The 20,616-nt window shown below is 55.2% G+C and carries 18 protein-coding genes and 1 pseudogene; 14 read left to right on the top strand and 5 right to left on the bottom strand.

Features of this window, described 5'->3' with window-relative positions; translation table 11 throughout:
• Positions 1–22 precede the first annotated feature (22 nt).
• From ydgH to folM, 3 genes are all read left to right on the top strand, one after another.
• A complete protein-coding gene (gene ydgH / locus WM46_RS07340; RefSeq protein ID WP_061077435.1) occupies positions 23–967 on the top strand; it encodes a DUF1471 family protein YdgH in 945 nt (314 codons plus the stop codon).
• A 186-nt stretch (positions 968–1,153) separates the two neighbouring features.
• Complete coding sequence (locus WM46_RS07345; RefSeq protein ID WP_102601871.1) at positions 1,154–2,536, top strand: amino acid permease; 1,383 nt, start codon at positions 1,154–1,156, stop codon at positions 2,534–2,536.
• 58 nt (positions 2,537–2,594) lie between these two features.
• Positions 2,595–3,317 carry a dihydromonapterin reductase gene (gene folM / locus WM46_RS07350; protein ID WP_061077433.1) on the top strand — a complete coding sequence of 241 codons (723 nt, stop codon included), beginning with the start codon at positions 2,595–2,597 and terminating at the stop codon, positions 3,315–3,317.
• On the opposite strand, the gene WM46_RS07355 is transcribed toward folM, so the two are convergent.
• A complete protein-coding gene (locus WM46_RS07355) occupies positions 3,314–3,649 on the bottom strand; it encodes a GlpM family protein (protein ID WP_042319174.1) in 336 nt (111 codons plus the stop codon). The two genes, folM and WM46_RS07355, sit on opposite strands and share 4 nt — an antisense overlap.
• 127 nt (positions 3,650–3,776) lie before the next feature.
• Here WM46_RS07355 and rstA point away from each other — a divergent pair, with 127 nt between their 5' ends.
• The 3 genes from rstA (at position 3,777) to tus (ending at position 6,828) form a co-directional block, all read left to right on the top strand.
• A complete protein-coding gene (rstA, locus tag WM46_RS07360) occupies positions 3,777–4,523 on the top strand; it encodes a two-component system response regulator RstA (protein ID WP_044328203.1) in 747 nt (248 codons plus the stop codon).
• A complete protein-coding gene (gene rstB, locus WM46_RS07365; RefSeq protein ID WP_102601872.1) occupies positions 4,524–5,825 on the top strand; it encodes a two-component system sensor histidine kinase RstB in 1,302 nt (433 codons plus the stop codon).
• Positions 5,826–5,898: 73 nt separating this feature from the next.
• Positions 5,899–6,828 carry a DNA replication terminus site-binding protein gene (gene tus / locus WM46_RS07370; protein ID WP_102601873.1) on the top strand — a complete coding sequence of 310 codons (930 nt, stop codon included), beginning with the start codon at positions 5,899–5,901 and terminating at the stop codon, positions 6,826–6,828.
• Here tus and fumC read toward each other — a convergent pair.
• Together fumC and fumB are read right to left on the bottom strand one after the other, a co-directional pair.
• The gene (gene fumC / locus WM46_RS07375; RefSeq protein ID WP_102601874.1) at positions 6,825–8,228 is read right to left on the bottom strand and encodes a class II fumarate hydratase; all 1,404 of its coding nucleotides are present in this window, start codon (positions 8,226–8,228) and stop codon (positions 6,825–6,827) included. The two genes, tus and fumC, sit on opposite strands and share 4 nt — an antisense overlap.
• A 141-nt stretch (positions 8,229–8,369) precedes the next feature.
• Positions 8,370–10,016: a class I fumarate hydratase gene (fumB, locus tag WM46_RS07380; RefSeq protein ID WP_102601875.1), complete on the bottom strand. Its 1,647-nt coding sequence runs from the start codon at positions 10,014–10,016 to the stop codon at positions 8,370–8,372.
• A 217-nt stretch (positions 10,017–10,233) separates the two neighbouring features.
• On the opposite strand from fumB, the gene manA reads away from it, so the two are divergent.
• Positions 10,234–11,409 carry a mannose-6-phosphate isomerase gene (gene manA, locus WM46_RS07385; RefSeq protein WP_102601876.1) on the top strand — a complete coding sequence of 392 codons (1,176 nt, stop codon included), beginning with the start codon at positions 10,234–10,236 and terminating at the stop codon, positions 11,407–11,409.
• Positions 11,410–11,510: 101 nt separating this feature from the next.
• Positions 11,511–12,992 carry a YdgA family protein gene (locus tag WM46_RS07390; RefSeq protein ID WP_102601877.1) on the top strand — a complete coding sequence of 494 codons (1,482 nt, stop codon included), beginning with the start codon at positions 11,511–11,513 and terminating at the stop codon, positions 12,990–12,992.
• A 26-nt stretch (positions 12,993–13,018) separates the two neighbouring features.
• Here the strand turns inward: WM46_RS07390 and WM46_RS07395 are convergent.
• A pseudogene (locus tag WM46_RS07395) lies at positions 13,019–14,046 on the bottom strand (Mal regulon transcriptional regulator MalI).
• 176 nt (positions 14,047–14,222) lie between these two features.
• On the opposite strand from WM46_RS07395, the gene malX reads away from it, so the two are divergent.
• The 3 genes from malX to add all read left to right on the top strand — a co-directional run bounded on the left by malX (position 14,223) and on the right by add (position 18,103).
• A complete protein-coding gene (malX, locus tag WM46_RS07400) occupies positions 14,223–15,815 on the top strand; it encodes a PTS maltose transporter subunit IICB (RefSeq protein ID WP_102601878.1) in 1,593 nt (530 codons plus the stop codon).
• 10 nt (positions 15,816–15,825) lie between these two features.
• Positions 15,826–16,998, top strand: coding sequence for a MalY/PatB family protein (locus tag WM46_RS07405; protein WP_102601879.1), 1,173 nt, complete (start codon positions 15,826–15,828; stop codon positions 16,996–16,998).
• A gap of 103 nt (positions 16,999–17,101) precedes the next feature.
• Entirely contained in the window at positions 17,102–18,103 is a 1,002-nt protein-coding gene (add, locus tag WM46_RS07410; protein WP_102601880.1) for an adenosine deaminase, read from the top strand.
• Between the two features lie 39 nt (positions 18,104–18,142).
• Here add and WM46_RS07415 read toward each other — a convergent pair whose 3' ends face one another.
• Positions 18,143–19,183 carry an oxidoreductase gene (locus WM46_RS07415; protein WP_061077421.1) on the bottom strand — a complete coding sequence of 347 codons (1,041 nt, stop codon included), beginning with the start codon at positions 19,181–19,183 and terminating at the stop codon, positions 18,143–18,145.
• Positions 19,184–19,423: 240 nt separating this feature from the next.
• Between WM46_RS07415 and blr the strand changes: the two genes are divergently transcribed.
• The 3 genes from blr to WM46_RS07430 all read left to right on the top strand — a co-directional run bounded on the left by blr (position 19,424) and on the right by WM46_RS07430 (position 20,568).
• A complete protein-coding gene (gene blr, locus WM46_RS07420; RefSeq protein WP_061078033.1) occupies positions 19,424–19,549 on the top strand; it encodes a division septum protein Blr in 126 nt (41 codons plus the stop codon).
• 284 nt (positions 19,550–19,833) lie between these two features.
• Entirely contained in the window at positions 19,834–20,049 is a 216-nt protein-coding gene (ydgT, locus tag WM46_RS07425) for a transcription modulator YdgT (RefSeq protein ID WP_061077420.1), read from the top strand.
• A gap of 78 nt (positions 20,050–20,127) precedes the next feature.
• Complete coding sequence (locus tag WM46_RS07430; RefSeq protein WP_061077419.1) at positions 20,128–20,568, top strand: DUF2569 domain-containing protein; 441 nt, start codon at positions 20,128–20,130, stop codon at positions 20,566–20,568.
• Positions 20,569–20,616 lie beyond the last annotated feature (48 nt).

Here is a 20,616-nt window from a genome sequence, read left to right on the forward strand (position 1 = left end):
CGCAAGGCGAAGGATTATTTTTATGAAGCTTAAGAACACTCTCCTGGCGTCCGCACTTCTTTCTGCGACGGCTTTTTCCGTAAACGCAGCAACAGAATTGACGCCGGAGCAAGCGGCAGCACTGAAACCTTACGACCGTGTCACGGTCACAGGCCGTTTTAATGCGATTGGCGATGCGGTGAAGGCCGTTAACCGCCGCGCAGATAAAGAAGGCGCCGCCTCATTCTATGTTGTCGATACATCTGATTTTGGTAACAGCGGTAACTGGCGTGTTGTTGCAGACTTCTACAAAGCCGACGCCGAGAAAGCGGAAGCCAGCAAGAACCGCGTGATCAATGGCGTGGTTGAATTGCCAAAATCAGAAGCTGTAATGCTGGAACCGTTTGATACCGTTACGGTACAGGGTTTCTACCGCAGCCAGCCGGAAGTGAATGACGCCATCACCAAAGCGGCAAACGAAAAAGGCGCCTACGCTTTCTACATCGTGCGTCAGATCGATGCGAACCAGGGCGGCAACCAGCGTATTACCGCTTTTATCTATAAAAAAGATGCGAAGAAACGCGTGGTGCAGAGCCCTGATGCAATCCCGGCGGATTCCGATGCCGGTCGCGCAGCGCTGGCAGCCGGTGGCGAAGCGGCGAAAAACGTCGAAATCCCAGGTGTTGCCACCACCGCGTCGCCGAGTTCTGAAGTTGGTCGCTTCTTCGAAACGCAATCCACTAAAGGTGGACGTTACACTGTCACCCTTCCGGATGGCACCAAAGTTGAAGAGCTGAACAAAGCCACGGCGGCCATGATGGTACCGTTCGACAGCATCAAGTTCACCGGCAACTACAGCAGCATGACTGAAGTCTCTTACCAGGTTGCCAAGCGTGCAGCGAAGCAAGGGGCTAAGTATTACCACATTACCCGCCAGTGGCAGGAACGCGGTAACAACATGACCATCAGCGCCGATCTGTATAAGTAAGGCTCTCCGGTCATAAAATAAGGCGGCTTTATGCCGCCTTTCGCTTTATTAGTCACAAATTTTCCTCTGATCATTGCATGCAGTCTCTTCTCTCCGTAAAATCCCGCGCCTTAGTGGCTTTCACCATTTTTATGCGCTTTGCCACAATAATTATTCTCCATCGATCGTTTGTACCACGGGATAACCATGGAAAAGAAACTGGGACTGAGCGCTCTCACCGCGCTGGTTTTAAGCTCAATGCTTGGCGCTGGTGTTTTCAGTCTGCCGCAGAATATGGCCGCTGTCGCCAGCCCGTCGGCATTGCTTATCGGCTGGGCGATTACCGGGGTCGGGATATTGCTGCTGGCGTTTGCCATGTTAATCCTGACCCGTATCCGTCCCGAACTGGATGGCGGTATCTTCACCTATGCCCGCGAAGGTTTCGGTGAGCTGATCGGTTTCTGCTCGGCCTGGGGCTACTGGCTATGTGCGGTGATTGCCAACGTCTCCTATCTGGTCATTGTCTTCTCTGCTCTCAGTTTCTTTACCGATACGCCTGAACTACGTCTGTTTGGCGACGGCAATACCTGGCAGGCGATCGTGGGCGCGTCGGTGCTGCTGTGGGTGGTGCATTTTCTGGTGCTGCGCGGCGTACAAACGGCGGCCAGCATCAACCTGGTGGCGACGCTGGCGAAATTGCTGCCGCTCGGTCTGTTTATTGTGCTGGCCTTCATGGCATTTAAACTGGAGGTTTTTAGCCTCGACTTTACCGGTCTCGCGCTGGGAGTCCCGGTCTGGGAACAGGTTAAGAACACGATGCTTATCACACTGTGGGTATTCATCGGTGTGGAAGGCGCAGTCGTCGTCTCGGCGCGGGCACGTAACAAACACGATGTCGGTCGCGCTACGCTGTTAGCGGTGCTCTCCGCGCTTGCTGTTTATCTGCTGGTCACTCTGCTCTCGCTTGGTGTGGTGGCCCGCCCGGAACTGGCGGAGATCCGTAACCCGTCAATGGCGGGACTGATGGTTAAAATGATGGGGCCGTGGGGTGAGATTATCATTGCGGCGGGCCTGATTGTCTCCGTTTGCGGGGCCTATCTGAGCTGGACCATTATGGCGGCGGAGGTCCCGTTCCTTGCCTCAACGCATAAAGCCTTCCCGCGGATTTTCGCCCGTCAGAATGCGCAAGGCGCGCCATCGGCTTCGCTGTGGCTCACCAACCTCTGCGTTCAGGTCTGTCTGGTGCTGATCTGGCTAACCGGCTCGGATTACAACACGCTGCTGACTATCGCCTCAGAGATGATTCTGGTCCCCTATTTCCTCGTCGGCGCCTTCCTGCTGAAAATCGCTACCCGTCCGCTTCACCAGGCGGTAGGTGTCGGTGCGTGCATTTATGGCTTATGGTTATTGTATGCTTCCGGGCCGATGCACCTGCTGCTCTCCGTGGTGCTTTATGCGCCGGGTCTGCTGGTGTTCCTGTATGCTCGTAAGACGCATACGCATGATAACGTTTTGAACCGACAGGAAATGGTTCTGATTGGTCTGTTGCTGGTGGCCGCCGTACCGGCGACCTGGCTGCTGGTGGGGTAAACGCATCCCATCGTTTGACGCTAATAGCCTGATTCGCAGGCGCATAAGGAGTTTTTCGATGGGAACGCAACACCCTCTGCCCATTTTAGTGACCGGTGGTGGCCGCCGTATCGGCCTCGCCATTGCCTGGCACTTTATCAACCAGAAACAGCCGGTGATCGTCAGCTACCGCACGCATTATCCGGCCATTGACGGACTGACCAACGCGGGCGCCCTGTGTATTCAGGCTGATTTCTCCACCAATGAAGGCATTCTGGCCTTCGCCGATACGGTAAAAGAACGCGCTAGCGGTCTGCGCGCCATCGTCCACAATGCCAGCGCATGGATGGCAGAGAAGCCGGGAACGCCACTCTCTGACGTACTGGCCTGCATGATGCAAATCCACGTCAATGCCCCCTATCTGCTCAATCATGCGCTCGAAGGCATGCTACGCGGGCACGGTCACGCCGCCGCTGACATCATTCATTTCACCGACTACGTTGTGGAGAAAGGCAGTGATAAGCATATTGCTTATGCCGCCAGTAAAGCGGCGCTGGATAATATGACCCGTTCATTTGCCCGCAAGCTCGCGCCAGAGGTGAAGGTCAACGCCATTGCCCCTTCGCTGATCCTGTTTAACGAAGGCGATGACGCCGAGTACCGCCAGCAGGCGCTGAACAAATCGCTGATGAAAACGGCACCAGGTGAAAAGGAGGTGATCGATTTAATCGATTATCTGCTGACCAGTTGCTTTGTGACCGGCCGCAGCTTCGCCGTGGACGGCGGTCGGCATCTGCGTTAGTGCAGTTTGACCCAGCAAAAGATCAGCAGCCAGGCGCTCAGGCACCAGCAGATCACTGCCCCGCCCAGCGCCACCGGCAGCTTCAGAAAACCGGTGAAATACCACAGCGAAACGAGATAGACAAAATAGGGAATAATCGACCACATGCTGAATACGATGGTCGTTCTTAGCGCGTCAATTCCCCGCTCGCTGGCCACGATATAATGGGCAATCAGCGCGAATGTCGGGAACAGCGGGATTAGCCCTGCGATGTAGTAATTCTTCGTTTTTGCCAGCAACCCAATCAACACCACCACCAGCGCACCCAGCGCGGCTTTAATCACGAGTCCCATTACCTTGCCTTTACACATCAATAACATCGGCAACCAGCATAACGGAAGCGTCACCGTTTAGGAAAGATTAATGGAAGGCAACGCCCCGGCGGTGTATGTTGACGTTTTCTGATCGGCAATCAAGACGATGAACACGATTGTATTTGTTGAAGACGATCCTGAGGTCGGCGCGCTCATTGCGGCCTATCTGGCGAAACACGATTTCGACGTGATCGTCGAGCCACGTGGCGATCTGGCAGAAGCGCGGATCCTCCAGGTTCAGCCGGACCTGGTCTTGCTGGATATTATGCTCCCTGGTAAAGACGGCATGACCCTCTGTCGTGACCTGCAAGGGCAATGGCAGGGGCCGATCGTCCTCCTCACTTCGCTTGACAGCGACATGAACCACATCCTGGCGCTGGAAATGGGCGCCTGCGATTACATTCTGAAAACCACGCCGCCAGCGGTCCTGCTGGCCCGTCTGCGGCTGCATCTGCGGCAGAGCGATCAGTCTGGCCATAGCAAAGGGATTCAGCCTGCCGCCGTCACGCCGCATAAAACGCTGCGCTTTGGTTCCCTGACTATCGACCCCATCAACCGTGTCGTTTTGCTCAGTGGTGAACAGGTCATACTGTCCACCGCGGATTTCGAGCTGCTATGGGAACTCGCCACGCACGCCGGACAGATTATGGACCGCGATGCGCTACTGAAAAATCTGCGCGGCGTTAGCTACGACGGCATGGATCGCAGCGTCGATGTTGCCATCTCGCGTCTGCGTAAGAAGCTTCTCGATAATGCGGCTGAGCCTTATCGTATTAAAACGGTACGCAATAAAGGCTATCTGTTTGCCCCGCACGCCTGGGATGATGTGCCATCACTGCATTCGGGGATGTAAATGAAGAAACTGTTCGTGCAGTTTTATCTCCTGCTGTTTGTCTGCTTTCTGGTGATGACCCTGCTGGTCGGGCTGGTTTACAAATTCACCGCAGAGCGGGCTGGCAGGCAGTCGCTCGATGACCTGATGAAAAGCTCGCTGTATCTGATGCGCAGCGAGCTACGCGAGATCCCTCCGCGCGACTGGGGTAAAACGCTCAAAGAGATGGACCTCAATCTCTCTTTTGACCTGCGCGTTGAGCCACTGACAAAATTCTCGCTGGATGAACAGAGTATGCAGCGTCTGCGTGAAGGCGACATCATTGCACTCGACGATCAGTACACCTTTATTCAGCGCATTCCGCGCAGCCATTACGTGCTGGCCGTTGGCCCGGTTCCCTACCTCTATTTTCTCCATCAGATGCGCCTGCTGGATATCGCGCTGATGGCGTTTATCGCCATCTCACTGGCCTTTCCGGTGTTCATCTGGATGCGTCCTCACTGGCAGGAAATGCTGCGACTGGAGGCCGCCGCCCAGCGGTTCGGCAAAGGTCATCTCAGTGAACGGCTGCATTTTGACAGCGGCTCCAGTTTTGAACGGCTGGGCATTGCTTTTAATCAGATGGCGGACAACATTAATGCGTTGATTGCCAGTAAAAAACAGCTGATCGACGGGATTGCCCATGAACTGCGTACCCCGCTGGTTCGCCTGCGCTACCGACTGGAGATGAGTGAAAACCTCACGGAACAAGAATCTCTGGCGCTCAATCGCGATATCGGACAGCTCGAAGCCTTAATTGAGGAGCTGTTAACCTACGCCCGCCTCGACAGGCCGCAGAATGAACTGCATCTTAGCGAACCGGACCTCCCGGTCTGGCTCACGGCGCATATTGATGATGTGCAAAGCGTGAATCCTGAGCGAACGCTGCAGATTACGCGTCTCGTCCGCGGCGATTATGGCGCGCTGGATATGCGACTCATGGAACGGGTGTTGGATAATCTGCTGAACAACGCGCTACGCTACTGCCAGTCGACGGTGCAGATAAGCCTGCAACTCAGCGATCGTTTCGCCACGCTGACCGTCGAAGATGACGGGCCGGGCATTGCCCCGGAAGCGAGGGAGACTGTTTTTGAACCTTTCGTTCGTCTGGATCCGAGTCGGGATCGCGCCACCGGCGGGTGCGGTCTGGGTCTGGCGATTGTCTATTCCATCGCCCAGGCGATGGGGGGCACGGTCAGCTGCGGGGAAAGTGAACTGGGCGGCGCCCGCTTCAGCTTTTGTTGGCCGATCTGGCACACACTTCCTGAATTAACCGCTGGCTGACGCTATTCGCACGGTAGTCGCAGGCGATATAACGTGCTATACATTGAGCATGTTGTAACTAATGAGGTGCGCAATGGCCCGTTACGATCTCGTCGACAGACTGAATACCACGTTTCGCCAGATGGAGCAGGCGCTGGCTGAACTGACACAAGCGTTTGGAGAACATCATCTGATGATAGCCCGTGTCTTTTCGCTGCCGGAGGTGAGCAAAGAAGCCGAGCACGCCCCGCTGGATACCATTGCGGTGAAGCAGCATCTGGGTAAGGAGGCCGAAGCACTGGCGTTGGCGCACTATCGCCACCTGTTTATTCAGCAGCAGTCTGAAACGCGCAGCAGTAAAGCGGCGGTGCGTCTGCCTGGCGTGTTGTGCTATCAGGTGGGCAGTGCCAGCCAGGCGGCGCTGGAAAATCAGGTACAGCGCATCAATCAGTTGAAAACCACCTTTGAGCATATTGTCACCGTGGAGTCCGGGTTGCCGTCTGCTGCGCGCTTTGAATGGGTCCACCGCCATCTGCCGGGGCTGATTACGCTCAATGCATATCGGACGCTAACGGTGATAAACGATCCGGCGACGCTGCGCTTTGGCTGGGCGAACAAACATATCATCAAGAATCTGAAGCGCGATGAGGTGCTGGCGCAACTGGAAAAGAGTCTGAACACGCCGCGCAGCGTACATCCCTGGACTCGCGAGGAGTGGCAGGCAAAACTGGAGCGCGAATATCAGGACATCGCCGCCCTGCCGCAACAGGCAAAACTCAAAATCAAGCGTCCGGTCAAGGTCCAGCCCATCGCCCGGGTCTGGTACAAAGGCGAGCAAAAGCAGGTACAGCATGCCTGCCCGACGCCGCTTATCGCGTTGATCAATACGGAAAACGGCGCAGGCATGCCGGATATTGGCGAGCTACTGAACTACGATGCCGAAAACGTACAGCATCGATTTAAACCGCAGGCGCAGCCGCTGCGTCTGATGATCCCACGACTGCACCTGTATGTGGCGGATTAACGCCCCGGTTTCATACTGCCAACCATCTGCTCTGGCCGCACCCAGCTGTCGAACTCCGCTTCGGTGAGATAGCCCAGCGCCAGAGCCGAAGCTTTCAGCGTCAGCCCTTCTTTATGCGCTTTCTTGGCGATTTCCGCCGCTTTGTCGTAGCCGATATGGGTATTCAACGCGGTGACCAGCATCAGTGACTCATTGAGCAACTGATTAATTCGCTCACGATTGGGTTCGATACCGATCGCACAATGTTCGTTGAAACTCTCCATACCATCCGCCAGCAGACGCACCGATTGCAGGAAGTTGTGGATCACCATCGGACGGAAGACGTTCAGTTCGAAGTTGCCCGATGCGCCGCCGATGTTGATCGCCACATCGTTCCCCATCACCTGACAACACAGCATCGTCAGCGCCTCACACTGGGTCGGGTTAACTTTGCCCGGCATGATCGAGCTGCCCGGTTCATTTTCCGGGATAGCGATTTCGCCAATGCCGCACCGCGGCCCCGACGCCAGCCAACGTACATCATTGGCGATTTTCATTAGCGACGCCGCCAGCCCTTTCAGCGCGCCGTGGGCATGAACCAGCGCATCACAGGTCGCCAGCGCTTCGAACTTGTTCGGCGCGGTGACAAAGGGCGCCTGGGTGATGGCCGCCAGTTCGTCAGCGACGCGGCGGGCATATTCCGGATGCGTATTCAGCCCGGTGCCAACCGCTGTACCGCCCAACGCCAGTTCCGCCACGTGCGGCAAACTGTTTTCAATATGCCGCAGGTTGTGTTCTAACATCGCCACCCAGCCAGAAATCTCCTGCCCCAGCGTTAGCGGCGTGGCGTCCTGGAGATGAGTACGGCCAATTTTGACAATATCGGCGAAAGCGTGGGATTTCTCGTTCAGCGTCTTCGTCAACACCTGCAACTGCGGAATCAGATGACTGCGCAACGCCAGCAGCGCAGCCACATGCATCGCCGTCGGAAAGACGTCGTTCGAACTCTGGCTCTTGTTGACGTCATCATTAGGATGGACTTTGCGCTCCATACCGCGAACGCCACCCAACAGTTCACTGGCCCGGTTCGCCAGCACTTCGTTCATATTCATGTTGCTTTGCGTACCCGACCCGGTCTGCCAGATAGCCAGAGGGAATTCCTCCGCGTGTTTATCTGCCAGCACCTCATCCGCGGCCTGCATAATGGCGGCGGCTTTGTCGGCGGCCAGCAACCCTAAATCGTCGTTAACCTTTGCCGCTGCACGCTTGGTGAGCGCCAGCGCGTGGATCAGCGAGACGGGCATTTTCTCGGTGGAGATCCGAAAATGCTCAAGCGAACGCTGGGTTTGCGCTCCCCACAGTTTATCTGCCGGGACATCAATCGCGCCCATCGAATCTTTCTCGCTGCGTACCGTTACCATGACCTGCTCCTTAGATAATGAATTGATTAGGTTATGTTCGACATTGCCCACTTGCTTGCGGTCTTATGAGTATCAACGATGTCAGCACCACCGTTTGGTGGTTTGTGCGATAAAAAAAACCGCCCCGAAGGGCGGCTGACGTTACTTAACGCAGCGTGCGCACTGCGACGTCTGAATCTGCTGGAAGAAATCGTTGCCTTTATCATCAACGAGAATAAAGGCCGGGAAATCTTCAACTTCGATTTTCCAGATAGCTTCCATTCCGAGTTCCGGATATTCCACGCACTCCAGGCTCTTGATACTGCCCTGCGCCAGTACGGCTGCCGGGCCGCCAATGCTGCCGAGGTAGAATCCACCATGTTTTTGACAGGCGTCAGTCACCTGCTGGCTGCGGTTACCCTTGGCCAGCATGATCATACTCCCGCCCTGCGACTGAAGCTGATCAACATACGAATCCATACGCCCGGCGGTGGTCGGGCCGAGTGAACCGGAGGCATAGCCTTCCGGCGTCTTCGCCGGACCGGCGTAGTAAATCGGGTGATCTTTTACATACTGCGGCAGCCCTTCGCCATTATCCATCCGCTCTTTTAATTTAGCGTGCGCGATATCACGACCGACGATGATCGTGCCGTTCAGGGAAAGACGGGTCGACACCGGATATTGCGACAGCTGTTCGAGGATCGCTTTCATTGGACGATTCAGGTCAACGCGAACCGCTTCCCCTTCGCCCGCTTTACGCAGTTCTTCAGGAATATATTTGCCCGGATTGTGCTCCAGCTTCTCGATCCAGATGCCTTTACGGTTGATCTTCGCTTTGATGTTGCGATCCGCTGAGCAGGAGACGCCCATTCCGACCGGACAGGATGCGCCGTGGCGCGGCAGACGGATCACGCGAATATCGTGGGCAAAATATTTGCCGCCAAACTGCGCGCCTAAACCAAGATTTTGCGCTTCCGTCAGCAGCTCGTTTTCCAGCTCGACGTCACGGAACGCCTGACCATGTTCATTCCCCTCGGTCGGCAGTTCATCATAGTATTTCGCCGACGCCAGCTTCACGGTCTTCAGGTTTGCCTCTGCCGACGTCCCGCCGATCACAAAGGCAATGTGGTATGGCGGACACGCTGCGGTTCCCAGCGTCCGCATCTTCTCAACCAGGTAGTTTTTCAGCTTGCCCGGAGTGAGCAGCGCTTTGGTTTCCTGATAAAGATAGGTCTTGTTCGCGGAACCGCCGCCCTTCGCGATGCAAAGGAATTTGTACTCATCGCCATCGACGCTGTAGAGGTCAATCTGCGCAGGCAGGTTGGTGCCGGTGTTCACCTCTTTATACATATCCAGCGCGGCGTTTTGCGAATAGCGCAGGTTATCTTCGATGTAGGTGTTATACACCCCACGCGCCAGCGCCGCTTCATCACCACCGCCGGTCCAGACGCGCTGGCCCTTTTTGCCGACGATAATCGCCGTGCCGGTATCCTGACAGGTTGGTAAAATACCCTTCGCCGCAATGTCAGAGTTACGCAGGAACTGCAGCGCCACATATTTGTCGTTTTCACTGGCGTCCGGGTCGCGCAGAATATCGGCAACCTGTTGTTGGTGTGCGGGGCGCAGCATAAATGAGGCGTCATGGAAGGCCTGACGCGCGAGCAGCGTTAACGCTTCCGGGTCGACTTTGAGGATCTCTTGTCCTTCAAATTCGGCAACGGAGACGTATTCACTGGTCAGCAGGGTGTATTCGGTATCATCCTTTTTAAGGGGAAAAGGATCCTGATAATGAAAGGGTTTGTTTGACATTGTTCTCTCACTTACTGCTCGGTCTGATTTTCTTAGGCTTCAGGGCAGATGTTCCATTGCCCTCGTTAAAAGCGAGTTACACTATCCTACACAATTTTTTAACAAAAACTGAGACAAGTACGACTTTTTGCGCCCACAGGTTACTTCCCACAGGTTTCTTGCTTTAATAGTCGAATTAAGTTTCCACTGATTTCCAACTTGCAACAGGGCATTGAACATGCAAAAACTCATCAACTCCGTGCAGAACTACGCCTGGGGAAGTAAAACGGCGCTGACGGAACTCTATGGTCTGGCGAATCCGCAGCAGTTACCCATGGCGGAACTGTGGATGGGCGCGCACCCGAAAAGTAGCTCGAAGATTGAAGACGCCAGCGGGCAGATCGTCTCGCTGCGTGACGTGATTGACGAAAATCAATCCGCACTGCTGGGTGATGCCGTGGCGCAGCGCTTCGGCGAATTGCCGTTCCTGTTCAAAGTGCTGTGCGCCGCGCAACCCCTGTCCATCCAGGTACATCCGAATAAGCGTAATTCTGAAATCGGCTTTGCTAAAGAGAACGCCGCCGGTATCCCGATGGATGCCGCAGAGCGCAACTACAAAGATCCGAACCATAAGCCGGAGCTGGTTTTCGCGCTGACCCCGTTCCTTGCCATGAACGCATTCCGCGAGTTTTCTGAAATCGTTTCGCTGCTGCAACCGGTGGCTGGCGCACATACCGCCATCGCCCATTTTCTCGAACAGCCCAACGCGGGGCGGCTGAGCCAGTTGTTTGCCGGTCTGCTGAGTATGCAGGGTGAGGAGAAATCCCGTGCGCTGGCGATTCTGAAAGCGGCGCTGGAAACCCAGCAAGGCGAGCCGTGGCAGACTATCCGTCTTATCGCGGAGTTTTACCCGGACGACAGCGGCCTCTTCTCACCTCTACTGCTGAACGTGGTGAAACTGAATCCTGGCGACGCGATGTTCCTGTTCGCCGAAACGCCGCATGCCTATCTGCAAGGTGTCGCGCTGGAAGTCATGGCGAACTCCGATAACGTGCTGCGTGCGGGTCTGACGCCGAAATACATCGACATCCCGGAGCTGGTCGCCAATGTGAAGTTTGACGCGAAACCGGCTAACCAGTTGTTGACCACGCCGGTAAAACATGGCGCGGAGCTCGATTTCCCGATCCCGGTCGATGATTTCGCGTTCTCTCTGCATGATCTGTCCACCCAGGAGACAGCGATTGAGCAGCACAGTGCGGCTATCCTGTTCTGTGTTGAAGGCGAAGCGGTGTTAAGCAAAGGCGAACAGCGTCTGGTGCTGAAACCGGGTGAATCGGCGTTTATCAGCGCTGAAGAGTCACCGGTGAGCGTCAGCGGCGTGGGCCGTGTGGCGCGGGTTTACAACAAACTCTAGCAACTTACTGAATTTTGTAGTAACTCTTGCTAAGCTTGTAAATGGCTTATGACTTTGCCAGGCGGTCTCTACCGCCTGGTTTCATTTTATGGATAAACAATATGAAAAAATCGCTGGTAGCTGCAGGTGTGATCGTCGCACTCGGCGTCGTCTGGACGGGTGGTGCATGGTACACAGGTAAAAAGCTGGAAACCCATCTGGCTGAGATGGTCAGCCAGGCCAATGCGCAGATTAAACTCACCGCGCCGGAAGCAAACGTGGAACTCGCTTATCAGAGCTATCAGCGTGGCGTATTCAGCAGCCAGTTACAGTTGGTGCTTAAGCCAGTAGCCGGAAAAGAAAATCCATGGCTGAAAGCTGGCCAAAGCGTGGTGCTTGACGAATCCGTCGATCATGGTCCCTTCCCGTTCGCTCAACTGAAAACCTTTAATCTTCTGCCGTCGATGGCCTCAGTAAAGACGACCCTGGTCAATAACGACGTCAGCAAACCGCTCTTTGAGATGGCGAAAGGTGAAACGCCTTTTGAGATCAATTCACGGATTAGCTACAGCGGCGATACCCGTTCCGCAATGTCGCTGAAACCGCTGAACTACGAAAAAGGGGCGGAGAAAGTCGCATTCAGCGGCGGCGAATTTATTTTCAATGCCGATAAAGAAGGCAAAGTGGTTTCCCTTTCCGGTGAAGCGAAGAGTGGTCTGGTCGATGCGGTGAATGAGTACGATCAGAAGGTCCAGCTCTCCTTTAACGACCTGAAAACAGAAGGTTCCAGCACGCTTGCGAGCTTCGGTGAGCGCGTCGGCAATCAGAAAGTCACGATTGGGAAAATGTCCCTCGCCGTTGAAGGCAAAGAGATGGCGCTGCTGGAAGGCATGGAGATCAGCGGGAAGACCGATCTCGTGGATGACGGTAAAACCATCAACAGCCAACTGGATTACACCCTGAACAGTCTCAAGGTTCAGAATCAGGATCTGGGAAGCGGCAAGCTGACGCTGAAAGTCGGTCAGATTGACGGCGCGGCATGGCATCAGTTCAGCCAGCAGTATAATGCCCAGACCCAGGCGCTGTTATCGCAGCCGGAAGTGGCGAATAACCCGGAACTGTATCAACAGAGAGTGACCGAAGCTTTCTTTGGTGCCCTGCCGCTGTTAATGAAAGGCGAACCGGTCATTACCATTGCGCCGTTGAGCTGGAAAAATGCCAAAGGCGAAACGGCGCTGAATCTATCTCTGTTCCTGAAGGATCCGGCCGCCGCGCAGGGTGAACCGCAGACGCTGGCCGACGAAGTCGACCGTTCGGTGAAATCGCTCGACGGTAAGCTGTCGATTCCGGTGGATATGGCCGTTGAGTTTATGACTCAGGTCGCCCGTCTGGAAGGTTATCAGCAGGATGAAGCCGCTAAACTTGCCAACCAGCAGGTGAAGGGCCTCGCCGCGATGGGACAGATGTTCCGCATTACCACCCTTGAGGACAACACCATTGGCACCAGTCTGCAGTACGCTAATGGTCAGGTGACCTTAAACGGGAAGAAGATGCCGCTGGAAGAGTTTGTCGGAATGTTCGGCATGGTTCTGCCCCAGCAGTAATCGCCAGAACCCCTCTGCGGAGGGGTTTATTCTTGCACCACCAGTCGCGCAGACAACGTCTGACTGCGGGTGTGACTCTCCTCACGCGCAATGCGTTGCAGGATGCGTTCCGCCAGACTGTAGCCCATTTCCCGCGCCGGCATTGTCGCCCAGACAATCGGCAGATCGTCCAGCGCGTTTTCCGCCACATCGGCAAAGGCGCCTAATGAAACCTGCTGCTCAAAGTAGCGATCAACCCCCACTTCACCGCTCTGCCGTCCCGCCCGCATCAGGCCAAACCACGCGCCCATCGCAATCGTTTCGTTATAGCACACCACGGCGCTGATGGTCGGATTCCGTCGTAGTAACGCACCGATTGCCTCGGCGGCCTGCTTCTGGCTGGACGCGCATTCCATTACCCAGTCGCTATGAAACGGTAAACCGTATTTCAGCAGTGTCGCGCAGTAGCCGCCGACGCGTTCCGCACGCGTTAATGATGAACTCTGCCCCCCAGCCATGCGATGCGCTGATGGCCGTGACGAATCAGATGCTCCGTCAGTAATTGCGCGGCCTGCATGTTGTCCGGACGCACGGTATCCACGTCGTCCAGATAACTGGCTCGTGAGGCGAAAACCACCGGGATGCCCTTTTCTTCCGCCATCAGGCGCAGGTCGTCGCTACTGCCAGCCGCCCCGGCGATCACCACGCCGTCAACGCCCTGATTCAGTAGCATGGCAAAACGCTGCGCCAGTTGTTCACCATCCTGACCACCATGCAACAAAAACGCCATCCGGCCCTGTGCTTCCAGCGCTTCCGTTAACCCCGCCGTCAGTTCTGCATAAAACGGTGCCGTCAGATCGCGGACAATCAGTCCAATCACCCCGCTCTGGCCCCCCCGTAGCACTGAAGCCTGACGGTTACGCACAAAACCCAGTTGTTCTATCGCCGCATTTACTCGTTCGCCGGTGGCGGTTGAAATGCGGCCTTTGCCGCTGAGCACCAATGAAACCGTGCTGACGGAGACGCCCGCCGCCAGTGCGACATCGTGGATAGTGATTTTTTTGGCTATGGCCATAAAAACGCCAGACTCCCTGATAATGTGACAGATAAAACGTTTTATCTATTACATCTATTTATACGCGTTAATATCCTCTGATAATGTGATTTTCACCGCACTAAAAAGTGATAAAACGTTTTATCTTCTTGATCAAATTTTCTCATTACCCATGGATTTGCACAAGGAGTCGTTAGATGACGGCGAAGACAACACCAAAAATTACGCTGTGGGAATTTTTCCAGCAGTTAGGGAAAACGTTTATGCTGCCCGTGGCGCTGCTTTCGTTTTGCGGCATTATGCTCGGGATTGGCAGTTCGCTCAGCAGCCACGATGTGATCACCCTGCTTCCGGCACTGGGTAACCCGGTGCTTCAGGCTATCTTTACCTGGATGAGCAAAGTGGGCTCCTTCGCCTTCAGTTTTCTGCCGGTGATGTTCTGTATTGCGATTCCTCTCGGGCTGGCCCGCGAAAACAAAGGCGTTGCGGCATTTGCCGGTTTTGTCGGTTACGCGGTAATGAACCTCGCCGTCAACTTCTGGCTGACCGCAAAGGGTATTCTGCCGACCACCGATGCGGCGGTCCTGAAAGCCAACAACATCCAGAATATCCTCGGCATTCAGTCAATTGACACCGGGATCCTCGGCGCGGTGATCGCCGGTATTATCGTGTGGATGCTGCACGAGCGTTTCCATAACATCCGTTTGCCGGATGCACTGGCATTCTTCGGCGGTACCCGCTTTGTCCCCATCGTCTCGTCAGTGGTGATGGGGCTGGTGGGTCTGGTGATCCCGTTGGTGTGGCCGGTTTTCGCGATGGGGATCAGCGGTCTGGGTCATATGATTAACAGCGCGGGCGACTTTGGTCCGATGCTGTTTGGTACTGGCGAACGCCTGTTGTTGCCGTTTGGTCTGCATCACATTCTGGTGGCGTTAATTCGCTTTACCGACGCTGGCGGTACCCAGGAAGTGTGCGGTCATTCGGTGAGCGGCGCGCTGACCATTTTCCAGGCACAGCTGAGTTGCCCGACCACCCAGGGCTCCTCGGAAAGCGCCACCCGCTTCCTGTCACAGGGTAAAATGCCAGCGTTCCTTGGCGGCTTGCCAGGTGCGGCGTTAGCGATGTATCACTGCGCACGTCCGGAGAATCGTCACAAGATCAAAGGGCTGCTGATTTCGGGTCTGATTGCCTGTGTCGTTGGCGGCACGACGGAACCGCTGGAATTCCTGTTCCTGTTTGTTGCACCGGTGCTGTATGTTATTCACGCGTTGTTGACCGGTCTGGGCTTTACCATGATGTCAGTACTGGGTGTAACGATCGGTAACACTGACGGCAATATCATCGACTTTGTGGTGTTTGGGATCCTGCACGGACTGTCTACCAAGTGGTATCTGGTCCCGGTCGTCGCGGCAGTCTGGTTCGTGGTGTATTACGCCATCTTCCGCTTCGCTATTACTCGCTTTAACCTCAAAACACCGGGTCGCGACAGTGAAATCGCCAGCTCGATCGAAAAAGCCGTTGCCGGAACGCCGGGAAAATCGGGTTATAACGTGCCTGCTATTCTGGCCGCGCTGGGCGGTGCCGATAACATCGTCAGTCTGGATAACTGCATTACCCGTCTGCGTCTTTCTGTTAAGGATATGTCGCGGGTCGATGTGCAGGCGCTGAAGGACAATCGCGCCATCGGCGTCGTGCAGTTGAATCAACATAACCTGCAGGTGGTGATCGGCCCGCAGGTCCAGTCGGTTAAAGACGAAATGGCTGGCCTGATGAATACCGTTCAGGCATAAGGACACGCACATGTTTGATTTTTCACAGGTTGTTGACCGTCACGGTACGTGGTGCACGCAATGGGATTACGTGGCCGATCGCTTCGGCACTGCCGACCTGCTGCCGTTTACCATCTCCGATATGGATTTCGCGACGGCCCCCTGCATCCTGGAGGCGCTGAACCAGCGCCTCGCTCACGGCGTGCTGGGCTACAGTCGCTGGAAGAATGATGAGTTTCTCGGCGCGGTTGCCCACTGGTTTGCCCGGCGCCACAACACGCGCATCGATAGCGGATCGCTGGTGTATGGCCCTTCCGTAATCTATATGGTGTCACAACTCATCCGCCAGTGGTCTTCTGTCGGTGACGGCGTGGTGCTCCATACCCCGGCCTATGACGCGTTCTATAAAGCTATCGAAGGCAATCAGCGCCATGTTGTCCCGGTGGCGCTGGAACAGCGCAATGGCAACTGGCATTGCGATATGGAGAAACTGGATGCGGCGCTGGCGCGCCCGGAAAGTAAGATTCTGCTGCTGTGCAGTCCGCATAATCCGACCGGTAAAGTCTGGACGCGCGAGGAACTGGAAGCGATGGCGGAACGCTGCCAGCGTCACGGCGTGCGGGTAATATCTGATGAAATTCATATGGATATGGTCTGGGGCGAACAGCCGCACATCCCCTGGAGCCATGTGGCGCGTGACAGTTGGGCGTTGTTCACCTCTGGCTCCAAAAGCTTCAATATTCCGGCGCTGACCGGCGCTTACGGGATGATTGAAGACACTGACAGCCGTGATGCGTATCTCAACGCGTTAAAAGGTCGCGACGGTCTGTCCTCTCCCGCCGTGCTGGCGCTGACTGCTCATATCGCGGCCTATGAACAGGGCGAGGCGTGGCTGGACGCGCTGCGGGCGTATCTCCGGGATAATCTACGCTACATTGCGGATACCCTGAACGACGCTTTTCCTGAACTCAACTGGCCGGTGCCGCAGTCGACCTATCTCGCGTGGATCGACCTGCGGGCATTGAACATTGATGATAAGGCATTGCAGAATGCGTTGATTCAAAAGGAAAAAATCGCCATCATGCCCGGCTATACCTACGGTGATGAAGGACGCGGTTTTGTACGACTGAATGCCGGTTGCCCGCGTTCAAAACTCGAAAAAGGCGTGAACGGATTAATTAACGCGATCCGGTCGGTACGCTGACACCCCGTTGCGCAATGGAATTAATCATTGCGCAACATAGCTTTTCCCCTGCTTTTGTTTTTATAATAGCGCGCACTTTTATCTACGAATAATGAGTGCGACCATGATTGATACTTCCCTGCCGTTAACTGACATTCATCGCCACCTTGATGGTAACATCCGGGCACAAACCATTCTGGATCTTGGCCGCCAGTTCAATTTGCCCCTCCCTGCGCAAACCCTTGAAACGCTGATCCCTCATGTACAGGTCACGGCCACAGAACCGGATCTCGTGAGCTTTCTGTCGAAACTGGACTGGGGCGTAAAAGTCTTAGCTTCCCTCGACGCCTGTCGCCGCGTCGCGTTTGAAAATATCGAAGACGCCGCACGCAATGGCCTGCACTACGTAGAACTGCGTTTTTCTCCGGGTTACATGGCAATGACGCATCAACTGCCGGTTGCTGGCGTGGTGGAAGCGGTCATCGCCGGCGTACGGGAAGGCTGCAAAACTTTTGGCGTACAGGCGCAACTGATCGGCATCATGAGCCGGACCTTCGGCGAAGCCGCCTGCCTGCAGGAACTGGAAGCGCTGCTGGCGCACCGCGATCGGATCACCGCACTTGATCTTGCCGGTGATGAACTGGGCTTCCCGGGCAGTCTGTTCCTGTCCCATTTCAACCGCGCGCGTGACGCGGGCTGGCACATTACGGTGCACGCCGGTGAAGCCGCCGGTCCGGAAAGCATCTGGCAGGCTATTCGCGAACTGGGCGCGGAACGCATCGGTCACGGCGTGAAAGCGGTAGAGGATCCGGCGCTGATGGATTTCCTCGCGGAACAACGGATTGGCATCGAATCCTGTCTGACGTCGAATATTCAGACCAGCACCGTGGCATCATTGTCCGTACATCCGCTGAAAACGTTCCTTGAGCATGGCATCCTCGCCAGCCTGAATACGGACGATCCGGCGGTCCAGGGAGTGGATATCATTCACGAATATACCGTTGCGGCACCGGCAGCAGGACTGAGCCGTGAGCAGATTCGTCAGGCACAGATTAACGGACTGGAAATCGCCTTCCTGAGCGCGGCGGAAAAGCAGGCGCTGCGAGATAAAGTGACGGCGGCATAACGAAAAGAGGCCCGATGTGTTCATCGGGCCTTTCAGACATCAGGCAAGGCATAACGTCGAACGATGTTTCGCCGACTCAATTCCCAGCTCAATCAGTTCCATAATCTGGATAGCCTGGCTCGCCGGCACCGGATTCTCTCCGTGACCATTCAGCGCATCGCGGATCCCGGCATAGTACGCCGGATAATTCCCAGGCACGGTCAGCCAGGTCTCTTCCACTCGCGTTTCACCTTCAACGCGTGTGACGATGCCATCACGCATATCGTAGCCCCAGTCTTCCTGCGGCAGGCGTTCGCCACTTTTCAGACGCTCTTCCTGCGGATCCAGGCCGTACTTCACATAGCTGCCGCGCGAACCATGCACGATGTAACGCGCCGATTCCGCTGCCGCCAGCATCGTACCGTGTAAGATCACCCGACGCTGCGGGTAGGACAGCGTGGCATGGAAGTAGTCCGTTGACTGCGCCCCCGGACGTAACTGGGCCAAATCTACCGTCATGCTGACAGGCAGACCGAACAGATTGATCGCCTGGTCAAGAAGATGCGGTGCCAGATCGTACCAGATACCGCTTCCCGGTCCCCCTTGCTCACGCCAGCGATCCCGCACCTGCGGACGAAAGCGGTCGAAATGCGATTCAAAATAGGCGACTTCGCCCAGTACGCCTTCCGCCAGCATCGCTTTCAGGGTCAAAAAGTCACTGTCCCAACGACGGTTGTGGAAAACGGAGAGCACCCGCCCCAGGCTGCGCGCCAGCGCATCCAGTTCACGAGCTTGTGACAGTGTCACGGTAAAGGGTTTATCGACCACCACATGTTTACCCGCTTCCAGCGCGGCTTTGGCCAGCGGGAAGTGAGTATCGTTAGGCGTGGGAATGACGATTAGATCGATATTCGGGTCGTTAAACAGATGCTTCGGCTCAGAGACAACGGCCACGGAGGGCCAGTCCGCCTTCACTTTCGCTGCATCGCTACTGGAAACGACGGCCAGTTCCAGTCCCGGCGTGCCGTCAATCAGGGGGGCATGGAACGTTTTACTGGCGTATCCGTAGCCAATCAGTCCTACACGGATGTTGTCACTCATATATATGCCTCTCGTTTCAGTCTGCGACTATTTCACACTATCCATGAACCACTCACAATAGTTTACTAACCCTGACGCGATAAAGGTCGTTATTTAACTTAAGTCAAATAAATGTCACTTTCGCGCAGTTTGTCGGTATAAAGTCGCTGAAATCGTTCCCGAAACACTTGCCGGGATAATTATTGCTAAGTAACATCTGCTGCCTGTATTTAAGGATAAATCAAGCAAATGTCGTCAGTCATCGATCGTCTTATTGAATTAACAGGTTGGGTGGTTCTTGCGGTTTCCGTGGTCCTCCTTGGCGTCGCCAACCATATTGATAATTATCAGCCTCCCGAACCGACCGCCGCTGTTCAGCAGAAATAGCGCACCAGGCGGCGTATGTCGCCTGGAAGGTTGGTTTTCCCGTATTACTTGCAGAAAAAGCTGAAAAATTATCTGAAAAAGCGAATTGTGCAGCCTCCCGCGCCTGTGCTTATTGCCAGTCATGGCGAAGCGCGTTACCCTTCGCTCTGGTGTCGTCTGGCACTGCAAACACCACTTAAGAAAATACTTTTTTTCGGCCTTCGCCTGCCGGTTCCTTTCGCCGGGACAGGTTTATTTTACCTTCACCACTCGTGGCTTTATTTTTATAATAGGGATCCCTGTTTATGACTGTTCAGGATTATTTATTAAAATTTCGCAAAATTAGCTCTCTCGAAAGCCTGGAAAAACTGTTTGATCACCTGCACTACACCCTGACCGACGATCGCGACATTATCAATATGTATCGCGCGGCCGATCATCGCCGCGCAGAACTGGTCTCTGGCGGTCGCCTCTTTGATGTTGGACAGGTACCGAAATCCGTCTGGCACTACGTGCAATAAGAAAGTAGCGCTTGCCGGTAAAAGCTTTATAATAATTGCCCCAAAAAGAACGGTACGTCTGGCAATTCCGGAGATTTTATGACCACAACACCGGCACAGCGCATTGGCGGTTGGTTACTGGGCCCGCTGGCCTGGCTTTTAGTCGCCTTGCTGAGTGCGTCGCTGGCCCTGTTTCTGTATGCTACGGCGCTCGCCTCGCCCCAAACGCTGGCGACACTGGCGGAGCAAAGTACCGGCAACCTGCTGTTGTGGGGCGTCTCTTTTCTCACTGCCATCGCCATGTGGTATTACACCCTGTGGTTGACGATTGCGTTCTTTAAACGCAGACGCAGTGTGCCGAAGCACTATATTATCTGGCTGCTGGTCTCCGTCTTACTGGCGGTCAAGGCTTTTGCCTTTTCACCGGTGCCCGACGCATTAGCCGTGCGTCAGTTACTCTTTCCGCTGCTGGCGGCAGCACTGTTAGTGCCCTATTTCAAGCGCTCGTCGCGTGTGAAAACGACTTTTGTGAACCCGTAATAACCCTACAGTTAACCTGTTGTCGCCTGCTGTAGATTGTCAGATAAT

It is taken from the genome of Citrobacter freundii complex sp. CFNIH2, assembly GCF_002880615.1.
GTDB classification, from domain to species: Bacteria; Pseudomonadota; Gammaproteobacteria; order Enterobacterales; family Enterobacteriaceae; genus Citrobacter_A; species Citrobacter_A amalonaticus_F.